This is a genomic window from Pseudomonas sp. BE134 (genome assembly GCF_031456105.1).
In the GTDB taxonomy this organism is placed as follows: Bacteria; Pseudomonadota; Gammaproteobacteria; order Pseudomonadales; family Pseudomonadaceae; genus Aquipseudomonas.
This window is the reverse complement of the sequence record NZ_JAVDUA010000009.1, coordinates 63,952-87,783: the sequence shown is the minus strand read 5'-3', so window position 1 is coordinate 87,783 and position 23,832 is coordinate 63,952. Positions and strand designations below refer to the sequence as shown.

Genomic DNA, 23,832 nt, shown 5'->3' with positions numbered 1-23,832 from the left:
AATCAGCCGATCATATATCGGTGATGAATGTTAATACACGCCGAGAATAGGCTAGGTAAATTTTCATGGTTGTTCTAGCATCGATTGCATGACTTAAACAACCTCTGCCCAAGAAGGTAATGCTCATGGATTTCGCTTATTCGCCCAAGGTTCAGGAACTGCGTGAGCGCGTAACCGCGTTCATGGACACTTACGTTTATCCCGCTGAGGCGGTGTTCGAGCGCCAGGTTGCCGAAGGCGATCGCTGGCAGTCGACCGCCATCATGGAAGAGCTCAAACTCAAGGCCAAGGCTGAAGGCCTGTGGAACTTGTTTTTGCCTGAATCCGAACTCGGCGCCGGGCTGACCAACCTCGAGTACGCGCCATTGGCGGAAATCATGGGCCGCTCGTTGCTAGGCCCCGAGCCGTTCAACTGCTCGGCGCCAGACACCGGCAACATGGAAGTGCTGGTGCGCTACGCCAACGAAGAGCAGAAACAACGCTGGCTCGAGCCGCTGCTGCGCGGCGAGATTCGCTCGGCGTTCGCCATGACCGAGCCGGATGTTGCCTCTTCCGATGCCACTAACATGGCCGCTCGCGCCGTGCGTGATGGTAACGAGTGGGTCATCAACGGCAAGAAATGGTGGACCTCGGGCGCCTGCGATCCACGTTGCAAAATTCTGATCTTCATGGGCCTGAGCGATCCTGATGCGCCGCGCCATGCCCAGCACTCGATGATTCTGGTGCCGGTGGACACACCGGGCGTGAAGATCGTCCGTCCGCTGCCGGTGTTCGGTTATGACGACGCCCCTCACGGCCACGCGGAAGTGCTGTTCGAAAACGTCCGTGTGCCGTACGAAAACGTCCTGTTGGGCGAAGGACGCGGCTTCGAAATCGCTCAGGGTCGCCTTGGTCCGGGCCGGATTCACCACTGCATGCGTTCAATCGGCATGGCTGAACGGGCGCTGGAATTGATGTGCAAACGCTCGGTCAGCCGTACCGCATTCGGTAAGCCGTTGGCACGCCTGGGCGGCAACATCGACAAAATCGCCGACTCGCGGATGGAAATCGACATGGCCCGCCTGCTGACGCTTAAAGCGGCGTACATGATGGACACCGTCGGCAACAAAGTGGCGAAAAGCGAGATCGCGCAGATCAAGGTGGTCGCGCCGAACGTAGCCTTGCGGGTCATCGACCGGGCGATTCAGATCCATGGCGGGGCAGGGGTTTCCAACGATTTCCCGCTGGCCTATATGTATGCGATGCAGCGCACCCTGCGCCTGGCCGACGGCCCGGACGAAGTGCACCGCGCGGCGATTGGCAAATTCGAGATCGGCAAGTATGTGCCGAAAGAGATGATGCGTAGCGGGCAGTAATCTACTACACACAGATCGTTCCCACGCTCCGCGTGGGAATGCCTCTATGGACGCTCTGCGTCCCAATGGAATGTGACGCGGAGCGTCACGGGATGCATTCCCACGCAAAGCGTGGGAACGATCGGCTTGGTTAATACACCCAAACCTCAACCCGCCGATTCTTGATCCGCCCCTCATCCCCACTATTGGCCGCCACCGGCATCTCGGCGCCAAAGCCGCGAATCTCGCGAAACACCACGCCGCTTCTCACCAGTTCCCGCCGCACCGCCATGGCCCGCAACTTCGACAGCAGATCGGCGCGCGCCGGGTCGCTCTTGGCATCGCCGAACCCTACCAGCGTGACTTGGCGATTGGTTTTATCACGCTGCTTTATATAGTCGAGCACCCGCGACAGGTCCTGCTGTGCCTTGTTGTCGAGCGTCGCGCTGCCTTCCTCAAAACGAAAATTCACCGACAGCCGCTGGGCATGACGACTGAGAGCCTGATAACCCTCCGGCATCAACGCATTCGGCGTGACCGTGATGGCCTGGACCGTCTGGGCGATGAAACCGTTGGCCGCGACAATCGCCTGGCCTTGACTACTTTGCGCATACGCCGCCAACGCGTCGGCCCAGGGGTTTTTCCCCTGCGGCGGCAGGTAAAAGAACAGCCGGCGGGACAACGGATAGTCTTCCGTGGCGATCAGGCTGTTGAGCGGCAGCATTGCCTGGGATTGGCCATCGACGATCGCCACGGCTTTGGCCTGACGCACATAAGGCAGGCCGATGAACCCGATGCCCTGCGGGTCGTGGCTGACGGCGTCAGACAGTTGCTCGCTGGATTCGAAGCGTTTGGCGGCGCTGTTCAGCGTTTTCCCATGACGGCTGAGGACTACTTCGTTAAACGTGTCATAGGTGCCCGATTGATCATCCCGCGTATAGAGATGAATCGCTCCACCGGTCCCACCGAGTTCCTCCCAGGTTTTTGCGTCGCCGCTGAAAATTCGCGCCAGTTGTTCGGTGTCGAGTGTGTTCAGCGGGTTTTGCGGGTGAAGGATGATAGCCAGCCCGTCGATGGCGATGACTTGCTCGGCCTCAGGGCTTTTGAAGTCGCCCAAGGACTCGAGGTCTACCAGTTCGCTGTCCTTGATCGGGCGCGAGGACGCGGCGAGGTCGGCGCTGGCGTTTTTCAGGGCCTTGAACCCGGTGCTGGAGCCATGGGCGGCGACTTCCACCACGACCTGGCGACCCTGTGCGGTTTCGCCGACGATGCGTTGTTCGTTGGCTTTATTCGCACGTTCACTGTGAACCTTGAGCAGACCCTGTTCGCGCATCAGGCCTTCGACCAGCGCCGGGCCCAAGGCCGCGCCGATGGTGTTGGAACCCTGGATGCGCAACACCGGGCCGTTTTCAGGCGTCGGTAAATCGCCTGCCCGCGCCATCAACGGCAGGCCGGCGCACAGCATCAAGATAAACAAAACGCGCAGCGTCATGCCCGCACCTTAATAACCCAAAGAAAGTGCGGGGAGAATAAGTCAGCAGGATTTCCGAAAGATGACAGTTGTTTCTTAATTGTGGGAGCGAGCCTGCTCCCACAGGGTTTTGTGTTGAGCTTTAAAAATCAGCTCAACTCAAGCCAGATCGGCGCATGATCGGATGGTTTTTCCATCCCGCGCAGGTCGTAATCCACGCCGGCGTCCTTGATCCGTGGCAACAGGCCATGGGAGGCCATGATCACGTCAATGCGCAGCCCGCGCTTGGGCTCGTCTTCAAAGCCGCGGCTACGGTAATCGAACCAGCTGAAGCGGTCGGTCACGTCCGGGTTCAGGTGACGGAAACTGTCCACCAGGCCCCAGTTTTTCAAGCGGGCCATCCACTCGCGTTCTTCCGGCAGGAAGCTGCACTTGCCGGTTTTCAACCAGCGTTTCATGTTGTCCGGGCCGATGCCGATGTCGCAGTCTTCCGGCGAAATGTTGACGTCGCCCATGACCACCAGCGGCTGATCGTTGCTGAACTGGTTTTCCAGCAGTTGTTGCAGGTCGCTGTAGAAGCGCTGCTTGGCCGGGAACTTGGTTGGGTGGTCGCGGCTTTCGCCTTGTGGGAAATAGCCGTTCATGATGGTCACCGGCACGCCATTGGCGTCGGCGAATGTGCCCCAGATAAAGCGTCGCTGAGCGTCTTCTTCATCGGTGGCGAAGCCTTTGTGCAAGGCCAGTGGTTCTTTGCGCGAGAGCAGGGCGACGCCGTAATGGCCTTTCTGCCCATGGAAATACACGTGATAGCCCAACGCCTGAACCTCGGCCAGCGGGAATTGGTCGTCGTGAACCTTGGTTTCCTGCAAGCCGATGACGTCCGGCTGGTGTTTCTCAATCAGCGCCGCCAGCTGATGCGGGCGAGCGCGCAGCCCGTTGATGTTGAAGGAGACGATCTTCATGGTCGGCAGTCCTGGCAAAAGGGCGATGCTAGCTGACATGTAGGAATCGGGCCAGCGTGGGGTGAGGGGATTCGTGTTCGGCGGTAGGTCTTCTACCGCTCATGCGGGCCTCATCGCGAGCAGGCTCGCTCCCACAGTGGATCTGTGCAGGCCTACTGTATTCGCCAGTCTGGTCTATACCTTTGTGGGAGCGAGCCTGCTCGCGATGGCGTTATCACAGTCAGCACTGATTTCAATCAGTAAGGAACTGTGTCAGCACCGATAGGCTCGTAACAACAAGAGCACAGCCATTTGAGCTGTACCGGGGAGATCAACCGTTATGCCCGAAACCTCGACCGCCATTGCCGACATTCACATGCTCGACAGTGGCTATGCCCACGAAGCGCGTTCCCTGCTTTACCACGCTTACCGGCACGAACCGACCTTCGGCTACCTGTTCGAGGCCGAACGCCCCGGCTATGAACATCGCGTGCGGGCGACGGTGCGTGAGCTGGTTAAACAGCACTTTCTTCAGGACTTGCCGGCCATTGGCCTGCTGGTCAACGACCGTTTGATCGGCATCGCGTTGATCGCGCCGCCGCAACGGCGCCTGGGCATCACCGAAAGTTGGGCCTGGCGTTTGCGTATGGTGCTCAGCGCGGGGTTTCGCTGCACCCGCCGCTACCTCGACTACCACGCCGCCGTTGCCGCCTGCGTGCCGACCGATTCGGTCCACGTGCTGCCACTGCTGGGTGTTCACCCACAATTCCAAGGCAAACACTTCGGCGAACAACTGCTGCAAGCGGTGCATAACTGGTGCGCCGTGGATGAAACCTCCGAAGGTGTGATCCTCGACACCGGGAATTCACGCTATCTGGAGTTCTATAAGCGTCAGGGTTACGAGGAAATCGGCGAGGTCGCCGTAGGACCGATTCGCGAGCATGTTTTTTTTCACGCCAATCCTCAGGTATTAAAAACCTCAACGGCATAGGCGGTAGAACTTTAACGCCCCGGGAGGCTCTATCACGCTCCCAAGCTCGTGATAGCATCCGCGCCTATGAAGTTTCCAGGAAGAATTACCAGTGGCGTGCTGATGCTGTTCACCAGCTGCACGGTGCTGGCGAAAAGTGAATTGGATGTGCGGATCAAACCGTCCAACGATGAACTGAAAGCCAATATAGAGGGCTATATCGGCAGTCTCGGCGATCGTGACGAAGAAGCGTTGCAACGCTTCAGTCGCGGCGCCGAGGAGCAGGCGCGCAAGGCCGCCCAGGCCTTGGGCTATTACCAGCCGCAGATCGAGAGCGATGTGACGGGCGGCAAAACGCCGCGCCTGATACTCAACATCGACCCCGGCGAACCGGTGCACTTGCGCAATGTCACGATTCGCATCGACGGCCCGGCCGCTTCGCTCAAGTCTTTTCGTGTGCCCAAAAGCGCTTCGCTTAAAACCGGCGCAGTGCTCAATCACGGTCAATACGAAGACGCCAAACGCCTGATTCAGAATCAAGCTTCGCGCTTCGGCTTTTTCAGCGGTCACTTCACCCGTCAAAAGTTGTTGGTGGACCCGCGCGCTGGCGTGGCCGATATCGAACTCATTTATGACAGCGGCCCGCGCTACACCTTGGGCAAGGTCAGTTTCGAAGGCGACACGCCGTTTGACGATGACCTGCTGCAACGCATGGTGCCGTTCAAGCAAGGTACACCTTACGACTCCGAACTGATCGCCGAGCTCAATCAGGCCATGCAATCGAGTGGCTATTTCGAAAGTGTGCGGGTGGATACGACGCCGACGGCGTCCAAAAACGATGTGATCCCGGTAGACGTCAAACTCGAAACCCGCAAACCACGGACCATGGGCCTGGGGCTGGGTTATTCCACCGACGTCGGTCCCCGGATCAAGGCCAACTGGACCCGGCACTGGGTCAACCCGCAGGGGCACAGTTATGGCTGGGAGGCTGAAGTCTCGGCACCCCGGCAAAACGTCGGGCTGTTCTACGACATTCCCCTGGACCCGCCGCTGACCGACAAACTGCGCTTTGCCGGTGGTTATCAGAATGAAGAAATTGACGGCACCGACACCCGCAGCAAACTGCTGACCATCGGCCCGGAATGGCACAGCAAACTGCCCAGTGGCTGGCAGCGCGTGGTGTCGCTGAAATGGCAGCACGAGGATTACAAACTGGGTGACGACTCGGGGCTGAGTACTTTGCTGATGCCCGGCGTCAGCTATTCCTACCTTAAAAGCGACAACCGCATCGACCCGAGCCACGGCTACCGACTGCAATTCGAGTCCAAAGTGGCAAAAGAAGGCCTGGGTTCGGACACCAACCTGTTGTACGGCACCGCGTTGGTGAAAGGCTTGACCACGGTTTTCGAGAAACACCGGTTGCTGGGCCGGGTACAGGTCGGCGGCAGCGCTACCAATGGCTTCAAGTCGGTGCCGCCGTCGTTACGGTTTTTCGCCGGTGGCGATCAGAGTGTGCGCGGTTACGACTTTCAAAGCCTGTCCCCGGAAAATTCCGATGGCGACCGTATCGGCGGTCGTTACATGGTGGCGGCGAGTGCAGAATACCAATACTCCATCGCGGAAAAATGGCGGGTAGCGACCTTCGTTGACCAAGGCAATGCCTTTAATACACTCGAACTGCCGAGCCTCAAGACCGGGGTGGGTGTCGGCGTGCGCTGGATCTCGCCGGTGGGGCCGCTGCGCCTCGATCTGGCCCACGCGCTGGACGACGACGGCGGCATTCGACTGCACTTTTCAATGGGGCCTGAGCTGTGAACCGTGGTTTGAAAATAACGCTGCTGGCGATTCTGGCACTGTTGATTCTGGTCGTTGTCGCCGTGACCACGGTGTTAGGCACTGCCACGGGCAGCCGTTGGGCGCTCGGTTTTGTGCCGGGTCTGACCGCCGAAAATTTCCAGGGGCGTCTGGGTGGACAGTGGAGCGCGGACCATTTGGTGTGGCAACAGGACACCAGCCGGGTCGAGCTGAGCAAAGCGATTTTCGCTTGGTCGCCGCTGTGCCTGACACGTATGACGCTGTGCATCGAGCAACTCAAAGTCGATCGGGTCACCCTGCAATTTCCACCCGGTATCGATGAAGAAAGCAGCGGGCCGATCAGCCTTCCGGACCTGGCATTGCCCTTGGCCCTAGAACTGGGTGATGTCCAGGTCGGCAGCCTGCTGTTCAACGGCAGCGAAGCGCTTAAAGGCTTGCAACTGGCGGCCCACTGGACGGCGCAAGGCCTGCAGATTGACTCGGTGAAGTTGCAACGCGATGACCTGAGCCTGAACCTTTCCGGCCTGCTGCAACCCACGGGAAACTGGCCGCTCAAGGCTGAAGGCAACCTGACCCTGCCGGCTCCCGAACCTTGGGCACTGGCGCTGAAAGTCGACGGCGACCTGCTGAAAACCCTGAACCTGAAAGCCGACAGCAGCGGTTACTTGAACGGGCAACTGAGCGGTGAATTGCAACCGCTGGCGGACAACCTGCCGGCCAGGGTAAGAATCACCGCCGACGGCTTCAAACCCGTCGCCGACTTGCCGGACACCTTGCAACTCAATCAACTGGAACTCACCGGTGACGGCGACCTGAAAAGCGGTTACCAGTTGCACGGCAGCGCCACGCTCCCCGCCGAACAAGGCCCGGTCGCGTTGCTGCTGCAAGGCAAGGTCGACGCCAACGGCGCGCAGATCGCGGGCCTTGACCTCACCGCCAACGACAAGCAAAGCCTCAAACTCAGCGGCACCCTCGACTGGAGTAAAGGCCTGAGCGCCGACGCAAAAATCGACTGGCTGGATTTTCCGTGGCACCGCCTCTATCCGTTGATCGACGAGCCGGACGTGGCGTTGCGCAGCTTCAATGGCGTCATCTCCTACACCGATGGCAAGTACCTCGGCAGCTTCACAGCGGCGCTGGATGGTCCGGCCGGCGCCTTCACCCTGAACAGCCCGTTCAGCGGCGATCTCACCAAAATCTATCTGCAACAAATCCAGCTCCAGGCCGGGCAGGGCAAGGCTGACGGGCATTTGAACCTGCAATTTGCCGACGGCATTGTCTGGGACGCCGCGCTCGACCTGTCGGCGATCAACCCGGCGTACTGGCTGGCGGAGCTGCCGGGCACACTGGCCGGGCCGTTGCGCAGCAAAGGAGAAATGAAGAATGACAAGCTCAGCCTCAATGCTGACCTCGATCTGAAAGGCAAACTGCGTGGTCAACCGGCCGTTATCCAGGCCAAGGCCGATGGCGGCGGCGAACAGTGGAATCTCAATGCGCTGCAAATCCGTCTTGGCGACAACAGCATCAACGGCAAGGGCAGCCTGCAACAGACGCTCGCCGGCCAGATCGATATCAAGATGCCGCGTCTGGCCCAACTCTGGCCGCAACTGCGCGGCCAACTGAACGGCCGCATCGATGTCGCCGGCACGCTCAAGGCGCCGCAAGGCAAGCTGGGGCTGCAAGGCACGCAACTGGCTTTCGAAGACAACCGCCTGCAAAGCCTCAACCTCGACGCGACCCTCGACAATGCACAACGGGCGAAAATCGACCTCAAGGGTAGCGGCATTCAGGCCGGTGACACCTCGCTGGGCACACTGACCGCCCGCGGTCAGGGCGACATCAAAAACCAGAAGCTCAGCCTCGACCTGCAAGGGCCGCAACTGAAACTGGCCCTCGGCCTCGACGGTGCGCTGGACCAAGGCAATTGGCGCGGGCGTATGGCGAGCGGCGATATCCAGACCGGCGGGCAAGACTGGAGGCTGCAAGGCCCGGCGAAACTCGAACGGCTGGCGGACGGCAACATCAACCTCGGTGCTCACTGCTGGATGTCCGGACCGGCCAGCCTGTGCGGCGAAGACCAGCGTTTAATGCCGGATCCGAAGCTGCGTTTTCACCTCAAGCAGTTCCCGATTGAAAGCCTGGCGCAGTGGTTGCCCAAAGATTTCGCCTGGCGGGGCCGGCTCAACGCCGACCTGCAACTGGACCTGCCCGCCAGCGGCCCGAATGGCCTGATCAGCATCGACGCCAGTGGCGGAACGTTGCGCATGAAAGAGAAGGATCAGTGGCTGGACTTCCCGTACCAAACGCTGAAACTCACCAGCAAACTCACACCGAAACGCATCGACACCGACCTCAATTTCGCCGGCGGCAAGCTCGGCGAATTGATGGTTCAGGCGCAACTCAATCCGTTGCCAAAGAATAAACCGCTGACCGGTTCGTTCCGTTTGAGCGGACTGGACTTGTCGGTGGCGCGGCCGTTCGTGCCAATGGTCGAGAAGCTCACCGGGCGCCTGAATGGCAGTGGCACGATTTCCGGTGGCCTGTTGGCGCCGCAGGTCAACGGCAGCCTGTTGCTCAGTGACGGCGAAATCTCCGGGCCGGAGTTGCCGATGGCGCTGCAAGCCTTGCAGGTGCGAGCGGTGATTGCCGGTGAAACCGTGCAATTGAATGGCGACTGGAAGAGCGGCAAGACCGGGCAGGGCACCCTCAACGGCAATATTGCCTGGGGACAGGCGTTGGTGGTGGATCTGGCGCTCAAGGGCTCGCAATTACCGGTCAGCGTCGAGCCGTACGCCAAGCTGGAAGTCGCGCCAGACCTGAAGATCTCGATGAAGGGTGAAGAGCTGGCCATCGCCGGTAAAGTGCTGGTGCCCAAAGGCGAGATCATCATTCGCGAGTTGCCGCCTTCCACGGTCAAGGTATCCGATGACGTGGTGATCGTGGGTCAGCAGACTGAAGAGGGCAAGCCGCCCTTGGCCATGAAGATGGACATTGATGTGGTGGTTGGCGCTGACAAGCTGAGCTTTGCCGGGTTTGGCCTGACCGCGAATGTGCAGGGGCAGGTGCACATCGGCGACAACCTGGATACGCGGGGCGAACTGTGGCTCAACGACGGGCGATATCGCGCCTACGGTCAGCGCCTGACCGTGCGCCGGGCGCGCTTGTTGTTTGCCGGCCCGCTTGATCAGCCGTACCTGGACGTCGAAGCGATTCGCCAGACCGACGACGTGATCGCCGGTATTCGCCTGAGCGGCAGCGCCGAGCAACCGACCACGCAGATCTTCTCCGAACCGTCCATGAGCCAGGAACAGGCGTTGTCCTACCTGGTGTTGGGGCGTCCGCTGAGCACCAATGGCGAAGACAACAACATGCTCGCCCAGGCTGCGCTTGGCTTGGGTTTGATGGGCAGTTCGGGGGTGACCGGTGGATTGGCCAAAAATCTGGGAATTCAGGATTTCCAACTGGATACCGAAGGCACCGGCAATACCACCGCCGTCGTGGCCAGCGGCAACCTCTCGGAAAAACTCAGCCTGCGCTATGGCGTGGGCGTGTTTGAACCGGCCAACACCATTGCCCTGCGCTACAAGCTGAGCAAGAAGGTCTTCCTCGAAGCGGCGAGCGGCGTGGCGAGTTCGCTGGATATCTTCTACAAGCGGGATTTCTAAGCCCGTTCCCACAGGGATCCATTGAACCTGTGGGAGCTAGCTTGCCCTAATGCCGATTAGTTAAGCCATAACGCGATCCGTAGCAGCTGGCGAAGCCTGCGTTCGACTGCGCAGCAGTCGTGAAATCAGACGATGCGGTGTTTCAGGAGGACCGCAAACTCAGGTTTTACGACTGCTGCGCAGTCGAACGCAGGCTTCGCCAGCTGCTACAACAATTGCGTTACAGCAGAAATTGCTTAACTGATCGGCAGTAGGGCTTGCCCGCGATGAGGGTGGGTCAGTCAACATCAATGTCGAAGGTGCCGGCCTCATCGCGGGCAAGCCTTGCTCCTACAGGATGTCGTGCGCCGGTCAGCGGGTGGGCGCCGCCAGCTGCGGCGGCGGGGCGAAGTCGAACGGAGCAAGCGCAAAGCCCTGCTCATCCACCTGCAACGCCCAGCCCTGACGATCCCAGTCCCCCAGCACAATGCGCTTGGCCGCCTGTTCGCCCAGCTGCAACTTGTGGATGGCCGGGCGATGGGTATGGCCGTGGATCAAGGTCTTCACACCGTACGCTTGCATGATCCGCGGAATTTCTTCCGGCGTCACATCCACGATGTCATTGGCCTTCATGCGCGTCTGCGCCCGGCTTTCACTGCGCAGCTTGCGCGCCAGTTTGAGCCGCGTGCGCAGCGGCAGGTGCCGCAGGATGAACAGGCTGATGGGGTTGCGCAGGTAGCGACGCAGTTTCATATAGGCTTCGTCGCGGGTGCAGAGGCTGTCGCCGTGCATCAAGAGCACTGGCTCGCCATAAAACGGCACGACACTCGGGTCCTTCAATAACGTGCAGCCGGCCTGTTTGCAGAAGGCCTGGCCGAGCATGAAGTCGCGATTGCCGTGCATCAGAAAGATGGCCGTGCCGCTGTCGCTGAGGTCGCGCAGGGCCTGGCAGATGGAACGCTGAAAGGGCGTCATGGTATCGTCGCCAATCCACGCCTCGAAAAAGTCGCCCAGGATGTACAACGCACTCGCCGAGCGGGCGCGTCCGGCGAGCAAATCCAGAAACGCCCGGGTAATGTCCGGGCGCTCCTCTTCCAGATGCAAGTCTGAAATCAGCAGTATCACTCAATGATCTCGGCTTTCTCGATGATCACGTCTTCTGCTGGCACGTCCTGGTGACCGGCCTTCATGGTGGTGGAAACACCTTTGATCTTGTCGACGACTTCTTCGCCTGCAACCACTTTGGCGAACACGGCGTAGCCCCAGCCCTGGGTGGTCTTGGCGCTGTGGTTCAGGAAGCTGTTGTCAGCCACGTTGATGAAGAACTGGGCGGATGCCGAATGCGGCTCCATGGTGCGGGCCATGGCAACGCTGTACTTCACGTTCGGCAGGCCGTTGTCGGCTTCGTTCTGGATGCTTGGGCGCTTGTCTTTCTTTTCTTTCATGCCTGGCTCGAAACCGCCGCCCTGGATCATGAAGTTGCCGATAACGCGGTGGAAAACGGTGTTTTCGTAGTGACCGGCTTTGACGTACTCGATGAAGTTGGCCACGGTGATCGGGGCCTTATCAGCGTTCAGTTCCAGGACGATGTCGCCATGGTTGGTGGTCAGTTTGACTTGGGTCATGATTACTACTCTTTCAAGGAATTCGTGGATTTTGGGACACTAAGGCCCATCACCTGTTCAGCCTTTTTCGGCCAAGGAGCGCAGTTTAGCGTGACAGGCGCGAATTTCGAGGCTGTTTTTCATCGATAGCCTATTAAATGCGACCGTTTGCAGGTGCGCTCTGTCAGGTGCTTGACGGCATCGGCTATGATAGCGGCTTTGTTTTATCTGGCCCTTCTTCTGGCCGCGCACTTGTACGTTCAAGGATCCTATGAGCAAGCCCACTGTCGACCCTACCTCGAATGCCAAGACCGGCCCTGCCGTGCCGGTCAACTTCCTGCGCCCGATCATCCAGGCGGACCTGGACTCGGGTAAGCACACGCAGATCGTTACTCGTTTCCCGCCTGAGCCCAATGGCTACCTGCACATCGGTCACGCCAAGTCGATTTGCGTGAACTTCGGCCTGGCCCAGGAGTTCGGCGGCGTCACGCACCTGCGTTTCGACGACACCAACCCGGCCAAGGAAGACCAGGAATACATCGACGCGATCGAAAGCGACGTCAAATGGCTGGGCTTCGAATGGTCCGGTGAAGTGCGCTACGCCTCGCAGTATTTCGACCAGTTGCACGACTGGGCCGTTGACCTGATCAAGGCCGGCAAGGCCTACGTCGACGACCTGACCCCGGAACAGGCCAAGGAATACCGTGGCAGCCTGACCGAGCCGGGCAAGAACAGTCCGTTCCGTGATCGCTCCGTGGAAGAAAACCTCGACTGGTTCGCCCGCATGCGCGCCGGTGAGTTCCCGGACGGCGCACGTGTGCTGCGGGCCAAGATCGACATGGCCTCGCCGAACATGAACCTGCGCGACCCGATCATGTACCGCATCCGTCACGCTCACCACCACCAGACCGGTGACAAGTGGTGCATCTACCCGAACTACGATTTCACCCACGGTCAGTCGGACGCCATCGAAGGCATCACCCACTCGATCTGCACCCTGGAATTCGAAAGCCATCGTCCGCTGTACGACTGGTTCCTCGACAGCCTGCCCGTGCCGGCGCACCCCCGTCAGTACGAGTTCAGCCGCCTGAACCTGAACTACACGATCACCAGCAAGCGCAAGCTCAAGCAGCTGGTGGACGAGAAGCACGTCAATGGCTGGGACGACCCGCGCATGTCCACGCTGTCGGGCTTCCGCCGCCGTGGCTACACGCCGAAATCGATCCGCAACTTCTGCGAAATGATCGGCACCAACCGATCCGACGGCGTGGTCGACTTCGGCATGCTCGAATTCAGCATCCGCGACGACCTCGACCACAGCGCCCCGCGTGCCATGTGCGTATTGCGTCCGCTGAAAGTCGTGATCACCAACTACCCGGAAGGCCAGGTCGAGAACCTCGAATTGGCGTGCCACCCGAAAGAAGACATGGGCGTGCGCGTTGTGCCGTTCGCCCGTGAAATCTACATCGACCGTGAAGACTTCATGGAAGAGCCGCCAAAAGGCTACAAGCGCCTGGAACCGGCCGGCGAAGTGCGTCTGCGCGGCAGCTACGTAATCCGTGCCGACGAAGCGATCAAGGACGCCGACGGCAACATCGTCGAACTGCGTTGCTCCTACGATCCGGAAACCCTGGGCAAGAACCCTGAAGGCCGCAAGGTCAAAGGCGTGGTGCACTGGGTGCCGGCCGCTGCCAGCGTCGAGTGCGAAGTGCGTCTGTACGATCGCCTGTTCCGTTCGGCCAACCCTGAGAAGGCCGAAGACAGCGCCAGTTTCCTGGACAACATCAACCCTGACTCGCTGCAGGTGCTCACCGGTTGTCGTGCTGAACCCTCGCTGGGCAATGCACAGCCGGAAGACCGTTTCCAGTTCGAGCGCGAAGGTTACTTCGTCGCGGATATCAAGGACTCGAAACCGGGCGCTCCGGTATTCAACCGTACCGTGACCCTGCGTGACTCCTGGGGCCAGTGATTCAAGGAACATGACGTGCTAACGATCTACAACACGCTCACCAAGAGCAAAGAAGTTTTCAAGCCGCTGGATGGCAACAAGGTGCGCATGTACGTCTGCGGGATGACCGTGTACGACTACTGCCACCTGGGCCACGGCCGCAGCATGGTAGCGTTCGACCTGGTGACCCGCTGGTTGCGGTTCAGCGGTTACGACCTGACCTACGTGCGCAACATCACCGACATTGACGACAAGATCATCAATCGGGCCAACGAGAACGGCGAGTCGTTCGAGGCGTTGACCGAGCGCATGATCGCGGCGATGCACGAAGACGAAGCGCGCCTGAACATCAAGAAGCCGGACATGGAACCGCGCGCCACCGGGCATATTCCCGGCATGCACGCGATGATCCAGACCCTGATCGACAAGGGTTACGCCTACGCCCCGGGCAATGGCGACGTTTACTACCGCGTCGCCAAATTCATGGGCTACGGCAAGCTGTCGCGCAAGAAGATCGAAGACCTGCGCATCGGCGCGCGGATCGAAGTCGACGAGTCCAAACAGGATCCACTGGACTTCGTGCTGTGGAAAGGCGCCAAGCCGGGCGAGCCGAGCTGGCCTTCGCCGTGGGGCGATGGTCGTCCGGGCTGGCACATCGAATGCTCGGTGATGTCGACCTGCTGCCTCGGTGAGACCTTCGATATTCATGGCGGCGGCAGCGACCTTGAGTTCCCGCACCACGAAAACGAAATCGCCCAGAGCGAAGCGGCCACCGGCAAGACCTACGCCAACGCGTGGATGCATTGCGGCATGATTCGCATCAATGGCGAGAAGATGTCCAAGTCCTTGAACAACTTCTTCACCATTCGCGACGTGCTGGAAAAGTACCACCCGGAAGTCGTGCGTTACCTGCTGGTGTCGAGCCACTACCGTAGCGCGATCAACTATTCGGAAGACAACCTCAAGGACGCCAAAGGTGCACTTGAGCGTTTCTACCACGCGTTGAAAGGCCTGCCGAACGTGGCCCCGGCTGGCGGCGAAGCCTTCGTCGAGCGTTTCACCCAGGTGATGAACGACGACTTCGGCACACCGGAAGCCTGTGCGGTACTGTTCGAAATGGTGCGCGAGATCAACCGCCTGCGCGAGAGCGATCTCGATGCCGCGGCGGGTCTGGCAGCGCGCTTGAAAGAATTGGCGAGCGTGCTGGGTGTGTTGCAGCTTGAGGCGGATGACTTCTTGCAGGCCGGCGCTGAAGGCCGTGTGGATGCGGCTGAAGTGGATGCGCTGATTGCGGCGCGTCTGGCGGCTCGTGCAGGTAAAGACTGGGCCGAATCGGACCGTATCCGTGACCAGCTCACCGCCATGGGCGTGGTGCTGGAAGACGGGAAGGGCGGTACGACCTGGCGGTTGGCTGACTGATTGCTTTGCTGGCTACAAAACAAAACCCGCCTTGTGCGGGTTTTTGTTTGCCTCACTATCATTCCCACGCTCCGCGTGGGAATGCATCAATGGACGCTCTGCGTCCGCACTTGGGACGCGCAGCGTCCTGGGCTGCATGCCCACGCAGAGCGTGGGAACAATCACTCGGACTGGCGTAACCGTTTATAGAGGGTGTTACGGCTTACACCGAGCCTGCGCGCCAGATAAGAAATATTCCCCCCAGCCGCCCGCAACTGCCGATTCAAATCCTCAATATCATTCAAGTCCACCGCCAACGGCTCCGGCGAATCCACCGGTTCCATTTCCAGATCGACAAAAAAATCATCCGGTAAATGCTCAGGTCGCACCGGCTGCTCTTCAGCCATGGCCAGCGCTACCTGCATCACGCTGCTGACCTGTCTTAAATTCCCCGGCCACGGATGACGGCTGAACAACTCCAGTACCTCTCGACTCAGTCCGGCCCACTGGCTCGGTTCGCGGTGTTGCTCCCATAGGCGTTTGAATAGTGCTTCCTTGTCACTGCGTTCGCGCAGAGGCGGCAGTTCCAGGGTCAAACCACCAATCCGGTAATAAAGATCTTCACGAAACCGCCCCAACTGCACCTGTTCGCGCAACGAGCGGTTAGTTGCCGAAATAATCCGTATATCCACCGGGAACAACTCGCTGCTGCCCACCGGTTGCACGCAACGCTCCTGCAACACTCGCAGCAGTCGAGCCTGAGTCGGCAACGGCATATCGCCGATTTCATCAAGGAAAAGGGTGCCTTTGTCGGCTTTGCGGATCAGCCCGATGCTGCCTTTCTGGTTGGCGCCGGTGAACGCGCCTTTTTCGTAGCCAAACAGCTCGGATTCCACCAGTTCGGCGGGGATCGCTGCACAGTTGACGGCAATGAACGGCTGTTTGCTGCGTGAACTGGCCTGGTGCAGGGCTTTGACGAAAACTTCCTTGCCGACCCCGGTTTCCCCGTGGATTAACAGCGGAATGTCTTTTTCCAACAGGCGTTCGGCCTGACGCACGGCTTTTTCTACGCGGCCGTCACCGAAGTGCAGGGTGTTGAGGCTGATCGCTTCGAGTGCCGGCACGACTGGCTCGGCGAAAACTCTAGGCTGAATCGGCACCTGCTTAGGTCGCCTCAACAGGCATTGAAAGCGGTTGCGCCCCGAAGCTTGCAAAGCGAACGGCAGGCCGTCGGGCTGGTTCAGCAGTTCGAGCAGCGAGACCTTGAACAGGCTCTCGATGCTGACCCGCGACAGGCTGATGCCCAATAGATTGTCGGCCCGGCGATTGGCGGACAGCACCTGGCCGGTCTCATCGAAAATCATCAGCCCGGCCCATTGGCTGTCGAGGTTGTTCAGCCCGGTGTTGAAAGTCAGTTGAAAATGCTGGCCATGGAACAGGTTCAGAATCAGCCGGTTTTCCACGGTCTGGCTCATCATTTTGACCATGCCCAGGGTGTGCGAAGGCGGCAGGTAGCTGTCGCTGGACACATCCAGCACCGCAATTACTTTGCGTTCGGCATCGAAAATCGGCGCGGCGGAACCGGTCATGAAACGATTGGCTTTCAGAAAGTGTTCATCGTGTTCAATGTGCACGGCTTGCTCGCAGGCAAGTGCGGTACCGATTGCATTAGTGCCGCTGCAACGCTCCATCCAGCTGGCGCCGGCGCTGAAACCACGGGTCAGGCTCGGTTCGATAAAGCGCTGGGTGCCCCACGTTGTAAGGACCTGGCCCTGATTGTCGGCAAGCATGATCAGGCAGTTGGAATTGCTCAGGATGTTTTCGTAGTACGGCAGCACTTCCTGATTTGTGGTCTGCACCAGGGAATGTTGGCTCTCCAGTAATTGCGCGATGCCTTCGGCCGGCAGTTGATCAAACGCGGGTGCGCTCTGGTGATCGAGACCAAAGGCGCGGCAACGTTTCCAGGAGTCCTGAATGACGGCGTCGTGGGAGAGCGGCAAGGCGGGTGCGGCCATGGCAGTCGATCTCTGAGCAAGCTTTATATTGTTTTTGTTATGGGCGAAATCAAGTTTTAGGTGATGCATGCTGCCAACGCGAACACTTGTAGCAGCTGGCGAAGCCTGCGTCCGGCGACGCAGTCGTCGTAAAACCTGAATGCGCGGTCATCCTGATAAACCGTGGCGCCTGATTTTACGACGACTGCGTCGCCGGACGCAGCCTTCGGCAGCTGCTACACAAGGCGTGTGTATTTCGGAATTCTTTGCAGTAAAACGGTGTGTAGAGTGTTGTTCACTATTGTTCATTGTCAACTCGTGGATTGTTCAGTTGTTCAATCACGGTTGTTCATTTCTGTTCAGCAACGAAAGTGCTTACACCCTTTGCTGAAGGATTTTCAAACCAGATCAATAGCTTGCCATTTTTGGCACGAAACTCGCTCTGTAGCTACGGTCGCTTGACTCCAAATAATAAAAAAGGCCGAGCCATGTCATTAACCCTGGAGCACGTCAGCCGCACCGTCGAGGGCCAGACCTGGATCGACGATGCCTGCCTGAGTTTTGAACCTGGTTCCTTCAACGTTTTGCTCGGGCGCACGCTGTCCGGAAAAACCAGTCTGATGCGTCTGATGGCAGGTTTAGACAAGCCCGACAGCGGCCGCATCCTGATGAATGGCGTTGACGTCACCCAGCGCCCGGTGCGCCTGCGTAACGTGTCGATGGTCTATCAACAGTTCATCAATTACCCGACCATGACGGTCTTCGAAAACATTGCCTCGCCGTTGCGCCAGAGCGGTGTTTCCAACGAACTGATCCAGAGCAAAGTGCTGGAAACCGCGAAGATGCTGCGCATCGAGAAGTTCCTCCAGCGCCATCCCCTCGAACTCTCCGGCGGCCAGCAACAGCGCACGGCCATGGCCCGCGCGCTGGTCAAAGATGCCGAGCTGATTCTGTTCGATGAGCCGCTGGTGAACCTCGATTACAAGCTGCGCGAAGAGCTGCGCCAGGAAATGCGCGAGCTGTTCAAGGCGCGGCACACCATCGCGATTTATGCCACCACCGAGCCCAACGAAGCCCTGGCACTGGGTGGCACCACGACCATTCTTCACGAGGGCCGGGTGATCCAGAGCGGCAAGTCGTCCGAGGTGTATCACCAGCCGCAAAGCGTGCTCGCGGCAGAGCTGTTCTCCGAGCCGCCGATCAACCTGATGCCGGGGCGAATTGCCGGTAACGAAGTCAGCTTCGCCAATTTCGTGCACTTCCCGTTGAACGTCGATCTGCGGCCGGTGGGCGAGGGCGAGTTCCGTTTCGGCGTGAGGCCCAGCCACATCTCGCTGGTACCGAGCAACGACGATGACCTGGAACTGGCCGTGACGGTCGAGGTCGCCGAGATCAGTGGTTCGGAAACTTTCCTGCATGTGCGCAACGAGCATTTCCTGCTGGTGCTGCACTTGCCCGGCGTTCACGAATACGACGTCGATGCGCCGATCCGCATTTATATCCCGACCCATAAACTGTTTGTGTTCGATGCGCAGGGCCGTTTGGTCCAGGCGCCCGGTCGCCGTATTGCGAGGGTTGCCTGATGGCCGAAATTCGTTTGCAGAACCTTGCCCACAGCTACACCAAAACCCCGACCGGTCCCGAGGATTACGCGATCCGCGAGATGGACCACGTTTGGGAACAGGGCGGCGCCTATGCGTTGCTCGGGCCTTCGGGGTGTGGCAAGTCAACCTTGCTCAACATCATTTCCGGGTTGCTCAGCCCCTCTCAAGGGCATGTGCTGTTCGACGGCAAAGCGGTCAACAACCTGACGCCGGAGAAGCGCAACATCGCCCAGGTTTTTCAGTTTCCGGTTGTCTACGACACCATGACGGTGTTCGATAACCTGGCGTTTCCGCTGCGTAATCAGGGCATGGCCGAAGCGAGAATTCACACCAAGGTGCAAGAAATTGCCGAGGTGCTGGACCTGCAGGCGCTGCTGAGCAAAAAGGCCAGCAACCTCACCGCCGACGAAAAGCAGAAAGTCTCCATGGGCCGTGGGCTGGTGCGCGATGACGTCTCGGCCATCCTGTTCGACGAACCGCTGACCGTGATCGACCCGCACCTGAAGTGGAAGTTGCGGCGCAAGCTCAAGCAGATCCACGAGCAGTTCAACATCACCATGGTCTACGTCACCCACGATCAGCTGGAGGCCTCGACGTTCGCTGACAAAATCGCGGTGATGTACGGCGGGCAGATCGTGCAATTCGGTACGCCGCGAGAATTGTTCGAACGGCCGAGCCACACCTTTGTCGGTTACTTCATCGGCAGCCCGGGGATGAACCTGATCGAGGTCACGCCGCAACCGGGGGGCGTGGGTTTCGCCTCGACGCATCTGCCGCTGTATGAGGCGCAACAACTGCGCATCGCCGAGTCCGAGTGGAAAACCCTCAAGGTCGGCATCCGTCCGGAGTTCGTGCATGTGTGGGACGAACCCTTTGATGACGCGATGAAGGCTCAGGTCGTACACATCGAGGACCTCGGCACCTACAAGATCCTGACCCTGAACCTCGACGGCGCGCCGTTGAAAGTTCGCCTGGCCGAAGACAAACCGGTGCCTGAAGGCACGGCGTACATCAGTTTTCCGGCGCAGTGGTTGATGGTGTATGCCGATGAATATCTGCTGGAGGCGCAGCCATGAACAAGGTGCAAAACAACAAGGCCTGGTGGCTGGTGTTGCCGGTGTTCCTGCTGGTGGCCTTCAGTGCGGTGATCCCGATGATGACGGTGGTCAACTATTCGGTGCAGGACATCTTCGACCAGTCCAGCCGCTACTTCGTCGGTGCCGACTGGTACAGGCAGGTGCTGCTCGATCCGCGCCTGCATGACTCATTGTTGCGCCAGTTCATCTATTCCGGCTGCGTGCTGCTGATCGAAATCCCGCTGGGCATCGCCATCGCCCTGACCATGCCAACCAAGGGGCGCTGGTCGTCGCTGGTGCTGATCATTCTGGCGATTCCGTTGCTGATTCCATGGAACGTGGTCGGCACGATCTGGCAGATTTTCGGCCGCGCCGATATAGGCTTGCTCGGTTCGAGTCTTAATGCCATGGGCATCAGCTATAACTATGCGGCGAACACCATGGACGCCTGGGTCACGGTGCTGGTGATGGACGTATGGCACTGGACGTCGTTGGTGGCGCTGTTGTGCTTCTCCGGTTTGCGGGCGATTCCGGATGTGTATTACCAGGCCGCGCGGATTGATCGGGCCTCGGCCTGGGCGGTGTTCCGGCACATCCAGTTGCCCAAGCTGAAAAGCGTGCTGTTGATCGCGGTGATGCTGCGGTTCATGGACAGTTTCATGATCTACACCGAGCCGTTCGTGTTGACCGGTGGCGGCCCGGGGAATGCCACGACATTCCTGAGTCAGACCCTGACTCAGATGGCTGTAGGGCAATTCGACCTGGGGCCGGCAGCCGCATTCTCGCTGGTGTACTTCCTGATCATCCTGTTGGTGTCCTGGCTGTTCTACACCGCCATGACTCACTCTGACGCCAACCGCTGAGGCCCGCCATGAGCAAGAGAAAGCTGATACCGCTGCTGATCTACATCCTGTTCCTGCTGGTGCCGATCTACTGGCTGCTGAACATGTCGTTCAAGAGCAACACCGAAATCCTCGGCGGCCTGACGTTGTTCCCCGCGGATTTCACCTTGCATAACTACAAGGTGATTTTCACCGATCCCGCCTGGTACACCGGTTACCTCAACTCGCTGTATTACGTGAGCCTGAACACGGTGATTGCCCTGAGCGTGGCTCTGCCGGCGGCGTATGCGTTTTCGCGCTATCGCTTTCTCGGCGACAAGCACCTGTTCTTCTGGCTGCTGACCAACCGCATGGCGCCACCGGCGGTGTTCCTGTTGCCGTTCTTCCAGCTGTATTCCTCGATCGGTTTGTTCGACACCCACATCGCGGTGGCCTTGGCGCACTGCCTGTTTAACGTGCCGTTGGCGGTGTGGATTCTTGAGGGCTTCATGTCCGGTGTTCCCAAGGAAATCGACGAGACGGCCTACATTGACGGCTATAGTTTTCCCAAGTTTTTCGTGAAGATTTTTATCCCGCTGATCGGTTCCGGCATCGGCGTCACGGCGTTCTTCTGCTTCATGTTTTCCTGGGTTGAATTGCTCCTGGCGCGAACGCTCACGTCGGTGAATGCCAAGCCGATTGCGGCGGTGATGACCCGCACGGTTTCGGCGTCGGGCATCGATTGGGGCGTGCTGGCGGCGGCGGGGGTGTTGACCATCCTGCCGGGCATGCTGGTGATCTGGTTTGTTCGAAACCACGTGGCCAAGGGCTTTGCCCTGGGTCGGGTATGAGGAACTGATGATGATGGAATGGATGAGTTGGACGGTCCCCACCGCAGTGTTCTTCATCGTCATTGGCCTGATTCTGGTGGGCATGACGACCTGGGAATTACGTTCGCCGAGCATTCTTCGGCGGGGTTTGTTGCCGATTGCCACCACCCGTGGCGATCGGCTGTTTATCGGTCTTCTCGGCAGCGCCTACCTGCATTTGCTGGTAATTGGCGTCACCGACTGGAGCATCTGGGTAGCGTCCGCGTTGTCCCTGGTGTGGCTGTTGGCTGTGATGCGTTGGGGCTAGTCGAATCGCTCGGCAAATGGTGTCCCGAAACCCAAACAGGAGGTCTCTATGTTCGACAAAAACAATAAGCTGCGACATAGCATTTCATTGGCAGCCATGCTGGCACTCAGTGGGTTGAGCGCTTCGGCCTGGGCCGATGCCTATGAAGACGCTGCGAAAAAATGGATCGGCAGTGAGTTCAAGCCATCCACATTGACAGCCGATCAACAGCTGGAAGAGCTGAAGTGGTTCATCAAGGCGGCGGAGCCGTTTCGCGGGATGAACATCAAAGTGGTTTCGGAAACCATCGCCACCCACGAATACGAGTCCAAGGTGCTGGCCAAGGCGTTCACCGAGATCACCGGCATCAAGCTGACCCACGACCTGCTGCAGGAAGGCGACGTGGTGGAAAAACTGCAGACCGTGATGCAGTCGGACAAGAGCATTTATGACGGCTGGGTCAATGACTCGGACTTGATCGGTACTCACTTGCGCTACGGCAAGACTGAATCGATCACCGACCTGATGGCCAACGAAGGCAAGGACTTCACCTCGCCGACCCTGGACCTCAAGGACTTCATCGGCATCTCCTTCACTACGGCCCCGGACGGCAAGCTCTATCAGCTGCCTGACCAGCAATTCGCCAACCTCTACTGGTTCCGCGCCGACTGGTTCGAACGGGCAGACTTGAAAGCCAAGTTCAAGGAAAAGTACGGCTACGAGTTGGGCGTGCCGGTGAACTGGTCGGCCTATGAAGACATCGCCAAATTCTTTAGCGAAGACGTCAAGGAAATCGACGGCAAGCGGGTTTACGGCCACATGGACTATGGCAAGAAAGACCCGTCCCTGGGCTGGCGCTTTACCGATGCCTGGTTCTCCATGGCTGGGGCTGGCGACAAGGGCCTGCCCAACGGCTTGCCGGTGGACGAGTGGGGCATTCGTGTCGAGGATTGCCACCCCGTGGGCTCCAGCGTGACCCGTGGCGGCGACACCAACGGGCCGGCGGCGGTTTTCGCTACTCAGAAATACGTCGACTGGCTCAAGGCCTACGCGCCACCGGAAGCGGCGGGCATGACCTTCTCCGAATCCGGTCCGGTGCCGTCCCAGGGCAACATTGCCCAACAGATTTTCTGGTACACCGCATTCACCGCCGACATGACCAAAGCGGGTCTGCCAGTGGTAAACGCCGATGGCACGCCAAAATGGCGCATGGCGCCGTCGCCGCGCGGTCCCTACTGGGAAGAAGGCATGAAGCTGGGGTATCAGGACGTGGGTTCCTGGACGTTCATGAAGTCCACGCCTGAGAAGCAGAAACTTGCCGCCTGGCTCTATGCGCAGTTCGTGACTTCGAAAACCGTGTCGCTGAAGAAAACCATCGTCGGCCTGACCCCGATCCGCGAGTCGGACATCAACTCGCAAGCGATGACCGACCTGGCACCGAAACTCGGTGGCCTGGTGGAGTTCTACCGCAGCCCGGCCCGTGTGCAATGGACCCCGACCGGGACCAACGTGCCGGACTATCCGCGTCTGGCGCAACTGTGGTGGAGCCACATCGCCGAAGCGGCCAGCGGTGAGAAAACCCCGCAACAGGCACTGGACGGTCTGGCCAAGGATCAGGACGCGATCATGACCCGTCTGGAACGTTCGAAGGCGCAAACCACCTGCGCACCGAAAATGAACCCCGAGCGCGATGCGCAATACTGGTTCGATCAACCAGGTGCACCGAAGCCGAAACTGGCGAACGAGAAGCCCAAGGGTGAAACCGTCAACTACAACGAGCTGCTGAAGTCGTGGGCGAACGCGCCTAAGTAAGCTTCTGCACTGAGAAAGGCGAACGGCACCGAAAGGTGCCGTTTTTTTGTGCGCCCAGCATGGGCGCAATCTTGTGGGTGAAAGTCCCGCCGTAAGCTGACCACAGCGAACGAAGTGAAGCGCAACTGCATGAGGGCGACTGAGTGTGGGGAGGAAGCGTGAATCGAAACCGCGAGCCGATGGACAAGAACCGGATACAAGGCGATGCCGACCAGGGCGAGCGGGCAGCAAACCGCAAAGCTCTTGTGGTCAAAGGGGCGGCAACGTAAATCCGGCGGTTGTGC

The 23,832-nt window shown here is 59.3% G+C and carries 17 protein-coding genes; 12 read left to right on the top strand and 5 right to left on the bottom strand.

Annotated features, from left to right (window positions below; all coding sequences use genetic code 11):
• Positions 1-125 precede the first annotated feature (125 nt).
• On the top strand, positions 126-1,355 hold the full coding sequence (locus J2Y56_RS09895) for an acyl-CoA dehydrogenase (protein ID WP_310349941.1): 1,230 nt from the start codon (positions 126-128) through the stop codon (positions 1,353-1,355).
• A 130-nt stretch (positions 1,356-1,485) separates the two neighbouring features.
• Here the strand turns inward: J2Y56_RS09895 and J2Y56_RS09890 are convergent, their stop codons facing one another.
• Together J2Y56_RS09890 and xthA are read right to left on the bottom strand one after the other, a co-directional pair.
• Entirely contained in the window at positions 1,486-2,826 is a 1,341-nt protein-coding gene (locus tag J2Y56_RS09890) for a substrate-binding domain-containing protein (RefSeq protein ID WP_007946955.1), read from the bottom strand.
• A 128-nt stretch (positions 2,827-2,954) separates the two neighbouring features.
• Positions 2,955-3,767, bottom strand: a complete 813-nt coding sequence (gene xthA, locus J2Y56_RS09885) for an exodeoxyribonuclease III (RefSeq protein ID WP_007946956.1) — start codon at positions 3,765-3,767, stop codon at positions 2,955-2,957.
• A 319-nt stretch (positions 3,768-4,086) separates the two neighbouring features.
• Between xthA and J2Y56_RS09880 the strand changes: the two genes are divergently transcribed.
• The 3 genes from J2Y56_RS09880 (at position 4,087) to J2Y56_RS09870 (ending at position 10,196) form a co-directional block, all read left to right on the top strand.
• On the top strand, positions 4,087-4,737 hold the full coding sequence (locus tag J2Y56_RS09880) for a GNAT family N-acetyltransferase (RefSeq protein ID WP_310349939.1): 651 nt from the start codon (positions 4,087-4,089) through the stop codon (positions 4,735-4,737).
• Positions 4,738-4,803: 66 nt separating this feature from the next.
• The gene (locus J2Y56_RS09875; protein ID WP_310335203.1) at positions 4,804-6,531 is read left to right on the top strand and encodes an autotransporter assembly complex family protein; all 1,728 of its coding nucleotides are present in this window, start codon (positions 4,804-4,806) and stop codon (positions 6,529-6,531) included.
• Positions 6,528-10,196, top strand: a complete 3,669-nt coding sequence (locus J2Y56_RS09870) for a translocation/assembly module TamB domain-containing protein (protein ID WP_310349937.1) — start codon at positions 6,528-6,530, stop codon at positions 10,194-10,196. The genes J2Y56_RS09875 and J2Y56_RS09870 overlap by 4 nt, the downstream gene beginning before the upstream one ends.
• Positions 10,197-10,547: 351 nt before the next feature.
• Here J2Y56_RS09870 and lpxH read toward each other — a convergent pair whose 3' ends face one another.
• The gene (gene lpxH / locus J2Y56_RS09865; protein ID WP_310349935.1) at positions 10,548-11,300 is read right to left on the bottom strand and encodes a UDP-2,3-diacylglucosamine diphosphatase; all 753 of its coding nucleotides are present in this window, start codon (positions 11,298-11,300) and stop codon (positions 10,548-10,550) included.
• Positions 11,297-11,800, bottom strand: coding sequence for a peptidylprolyl isomerase (locus J2Y56_RS09860; RefSeq protein ID WP_007946961.1), 504 nt, complete (start codon positions 11,798-11,800; stop codon positions 11,297-11,299). Before J2Y56_RS09860 ends, lpxH begins: the two co-directional genes overlap by 4 nt.
• 250 nt (positions 11,801-12,050) lie before the next feature.
• Here J2Y56_RS09860 and J2Y56_RS09855 point away from each other — a divergent pair, with 250 nt between their 5' ends.
• Both J2Y56_RS09855 and cysS read left to right on the top strand, forming a co-directional pair.
• Positions 12,051-13,748, top strand: coding sequence for a glutamine--tRNA ligase/YqeY domain fusion protein (locus J2Y56_RS09855; RefSeq protein WP_310349933.1), 1,698 nt, complete (start codon positions 12,051-12,053; stop codon positions 13,746-13,748).
• A gap of 15 nt (positions 13,749-13,763) precedes the next feature.
• Complete coding sequence (gene cysS / locus J2Y56_RS09850) at positions 13,764-15,146, top strand: cysteine--tRNA ligase (protein WP_007946963.1); 1,383 nt, start codon at positions 13,764-13,766, stop codon at positions 15,144-15,146.
• A gap of 161 nt (positions 15,147-15,307) precedes the next feature.
• Here cysS and J2Y56_RS09845 read toward each other — a convergent pair whose 3' ends face one another.
• Complete coding sequence (locus J2Y56_RS09845) at positions 15,308-17,140, bottom strand: sigma-54-dependent Fis family transcriptional regulator (RefSeq protein WP_310349931.1); 1,833 nt, start codon at positions 17,138-17,140, stop codon at positions 15,308-15,310.
• A 467-nt stretch (positions 17,141-17,607) separates the two neighbouring features.
• On the opposite strand from J2Y56_RS09845, the gene J2Y56_RS09840 reads away from it, so the two are divergent.
• From J2Y56_RS09840 to J2Y56_RS09815, 6 genes are read left to right on the top strand one after another with little or no spacing between them, the layout of a single operon-like run.
• Positions 17,608-18,702: an ABC transporter ATP-binding protein gene (locus J2Y56_RS09840; protein ID WP_310335240.1), complete on the top strand. Its 1,095-nt coding sequence runs from the start codon at positions 17,608-17,610 to the stop codon at positions 18,700-18,702.
• Positions 18,702-19,799 carry an ABC transporter ATP-binding protein gene (locus J2Y56_RS09835; protein ID WP_310349930.1) on the top strand — a complete coding sequence of 366 codons (1,098 nt, stop codon included), beginning with the start codon at positions 18,702-18,704 and terminating at the stop codon, positions 19,797-19,799. The genes J2Y56_RS09840 and J2Y56_RS09835 overlap by 1 nt, the downstream gene beginning before the upstream one ends.
• Positions 19,796-20,662, top strand: a complete 867-nt coding sequence (locus tag J2Y56_RS09830) for a carbohydrate ABC transporter permease (protein ID WP_007946967.1) — start codon at positions 19,796-19,798, stop codon at positions 20,660-20,662. The genes J2Y56_RS09835 and J2Y56_RS09830 overlap by 4 nt, the downstream gene beginning before the upstream one ends.
• Positions 20,663-20,670: 8 nt before the next feature.
• The gene (locus J2Y56_RS09825) at positions 20,671-21,471 is read left to right on the top strand and encodes a carbohydrate ABC transporter permease (RefSeq protein WP_007946968.1); all 801 of its coding nucleotides are present in this window, start codon (positions 20,671-20,673) and stop codon (positions 21,469-21,471) included.
• Between the two features lie 13 nt (positions 21,472-21,484).
• Positions 21,485-21,757 (top strand): DUF2160 domain-containing protein, encoded by a 273-nt coding sequence (locus J2Y56_RS09820; protein ID WP_033049407.1) that lies wholly within the window; start codon positions 21,485-21,487, stop codon positions 21,755-21,757.
• A gap of 48 nt (positions 21,758-21,805) precedes the next feature.
• The gene (locus J2Y56_RS09815) at positions 21,806-23,548 is read left to right on the top strand and encodes an ABC transporter substrate-binding protein (RefSeq protein ID WP_310349929.1); all 1,743 of its coding nucleotides are present in this window, start codon (positions 21,806-21,808) and stop codon (positions 23,546-23,548) included.
• Positions 23,549-23,832 lie beyond the last annotated feature (284 nt).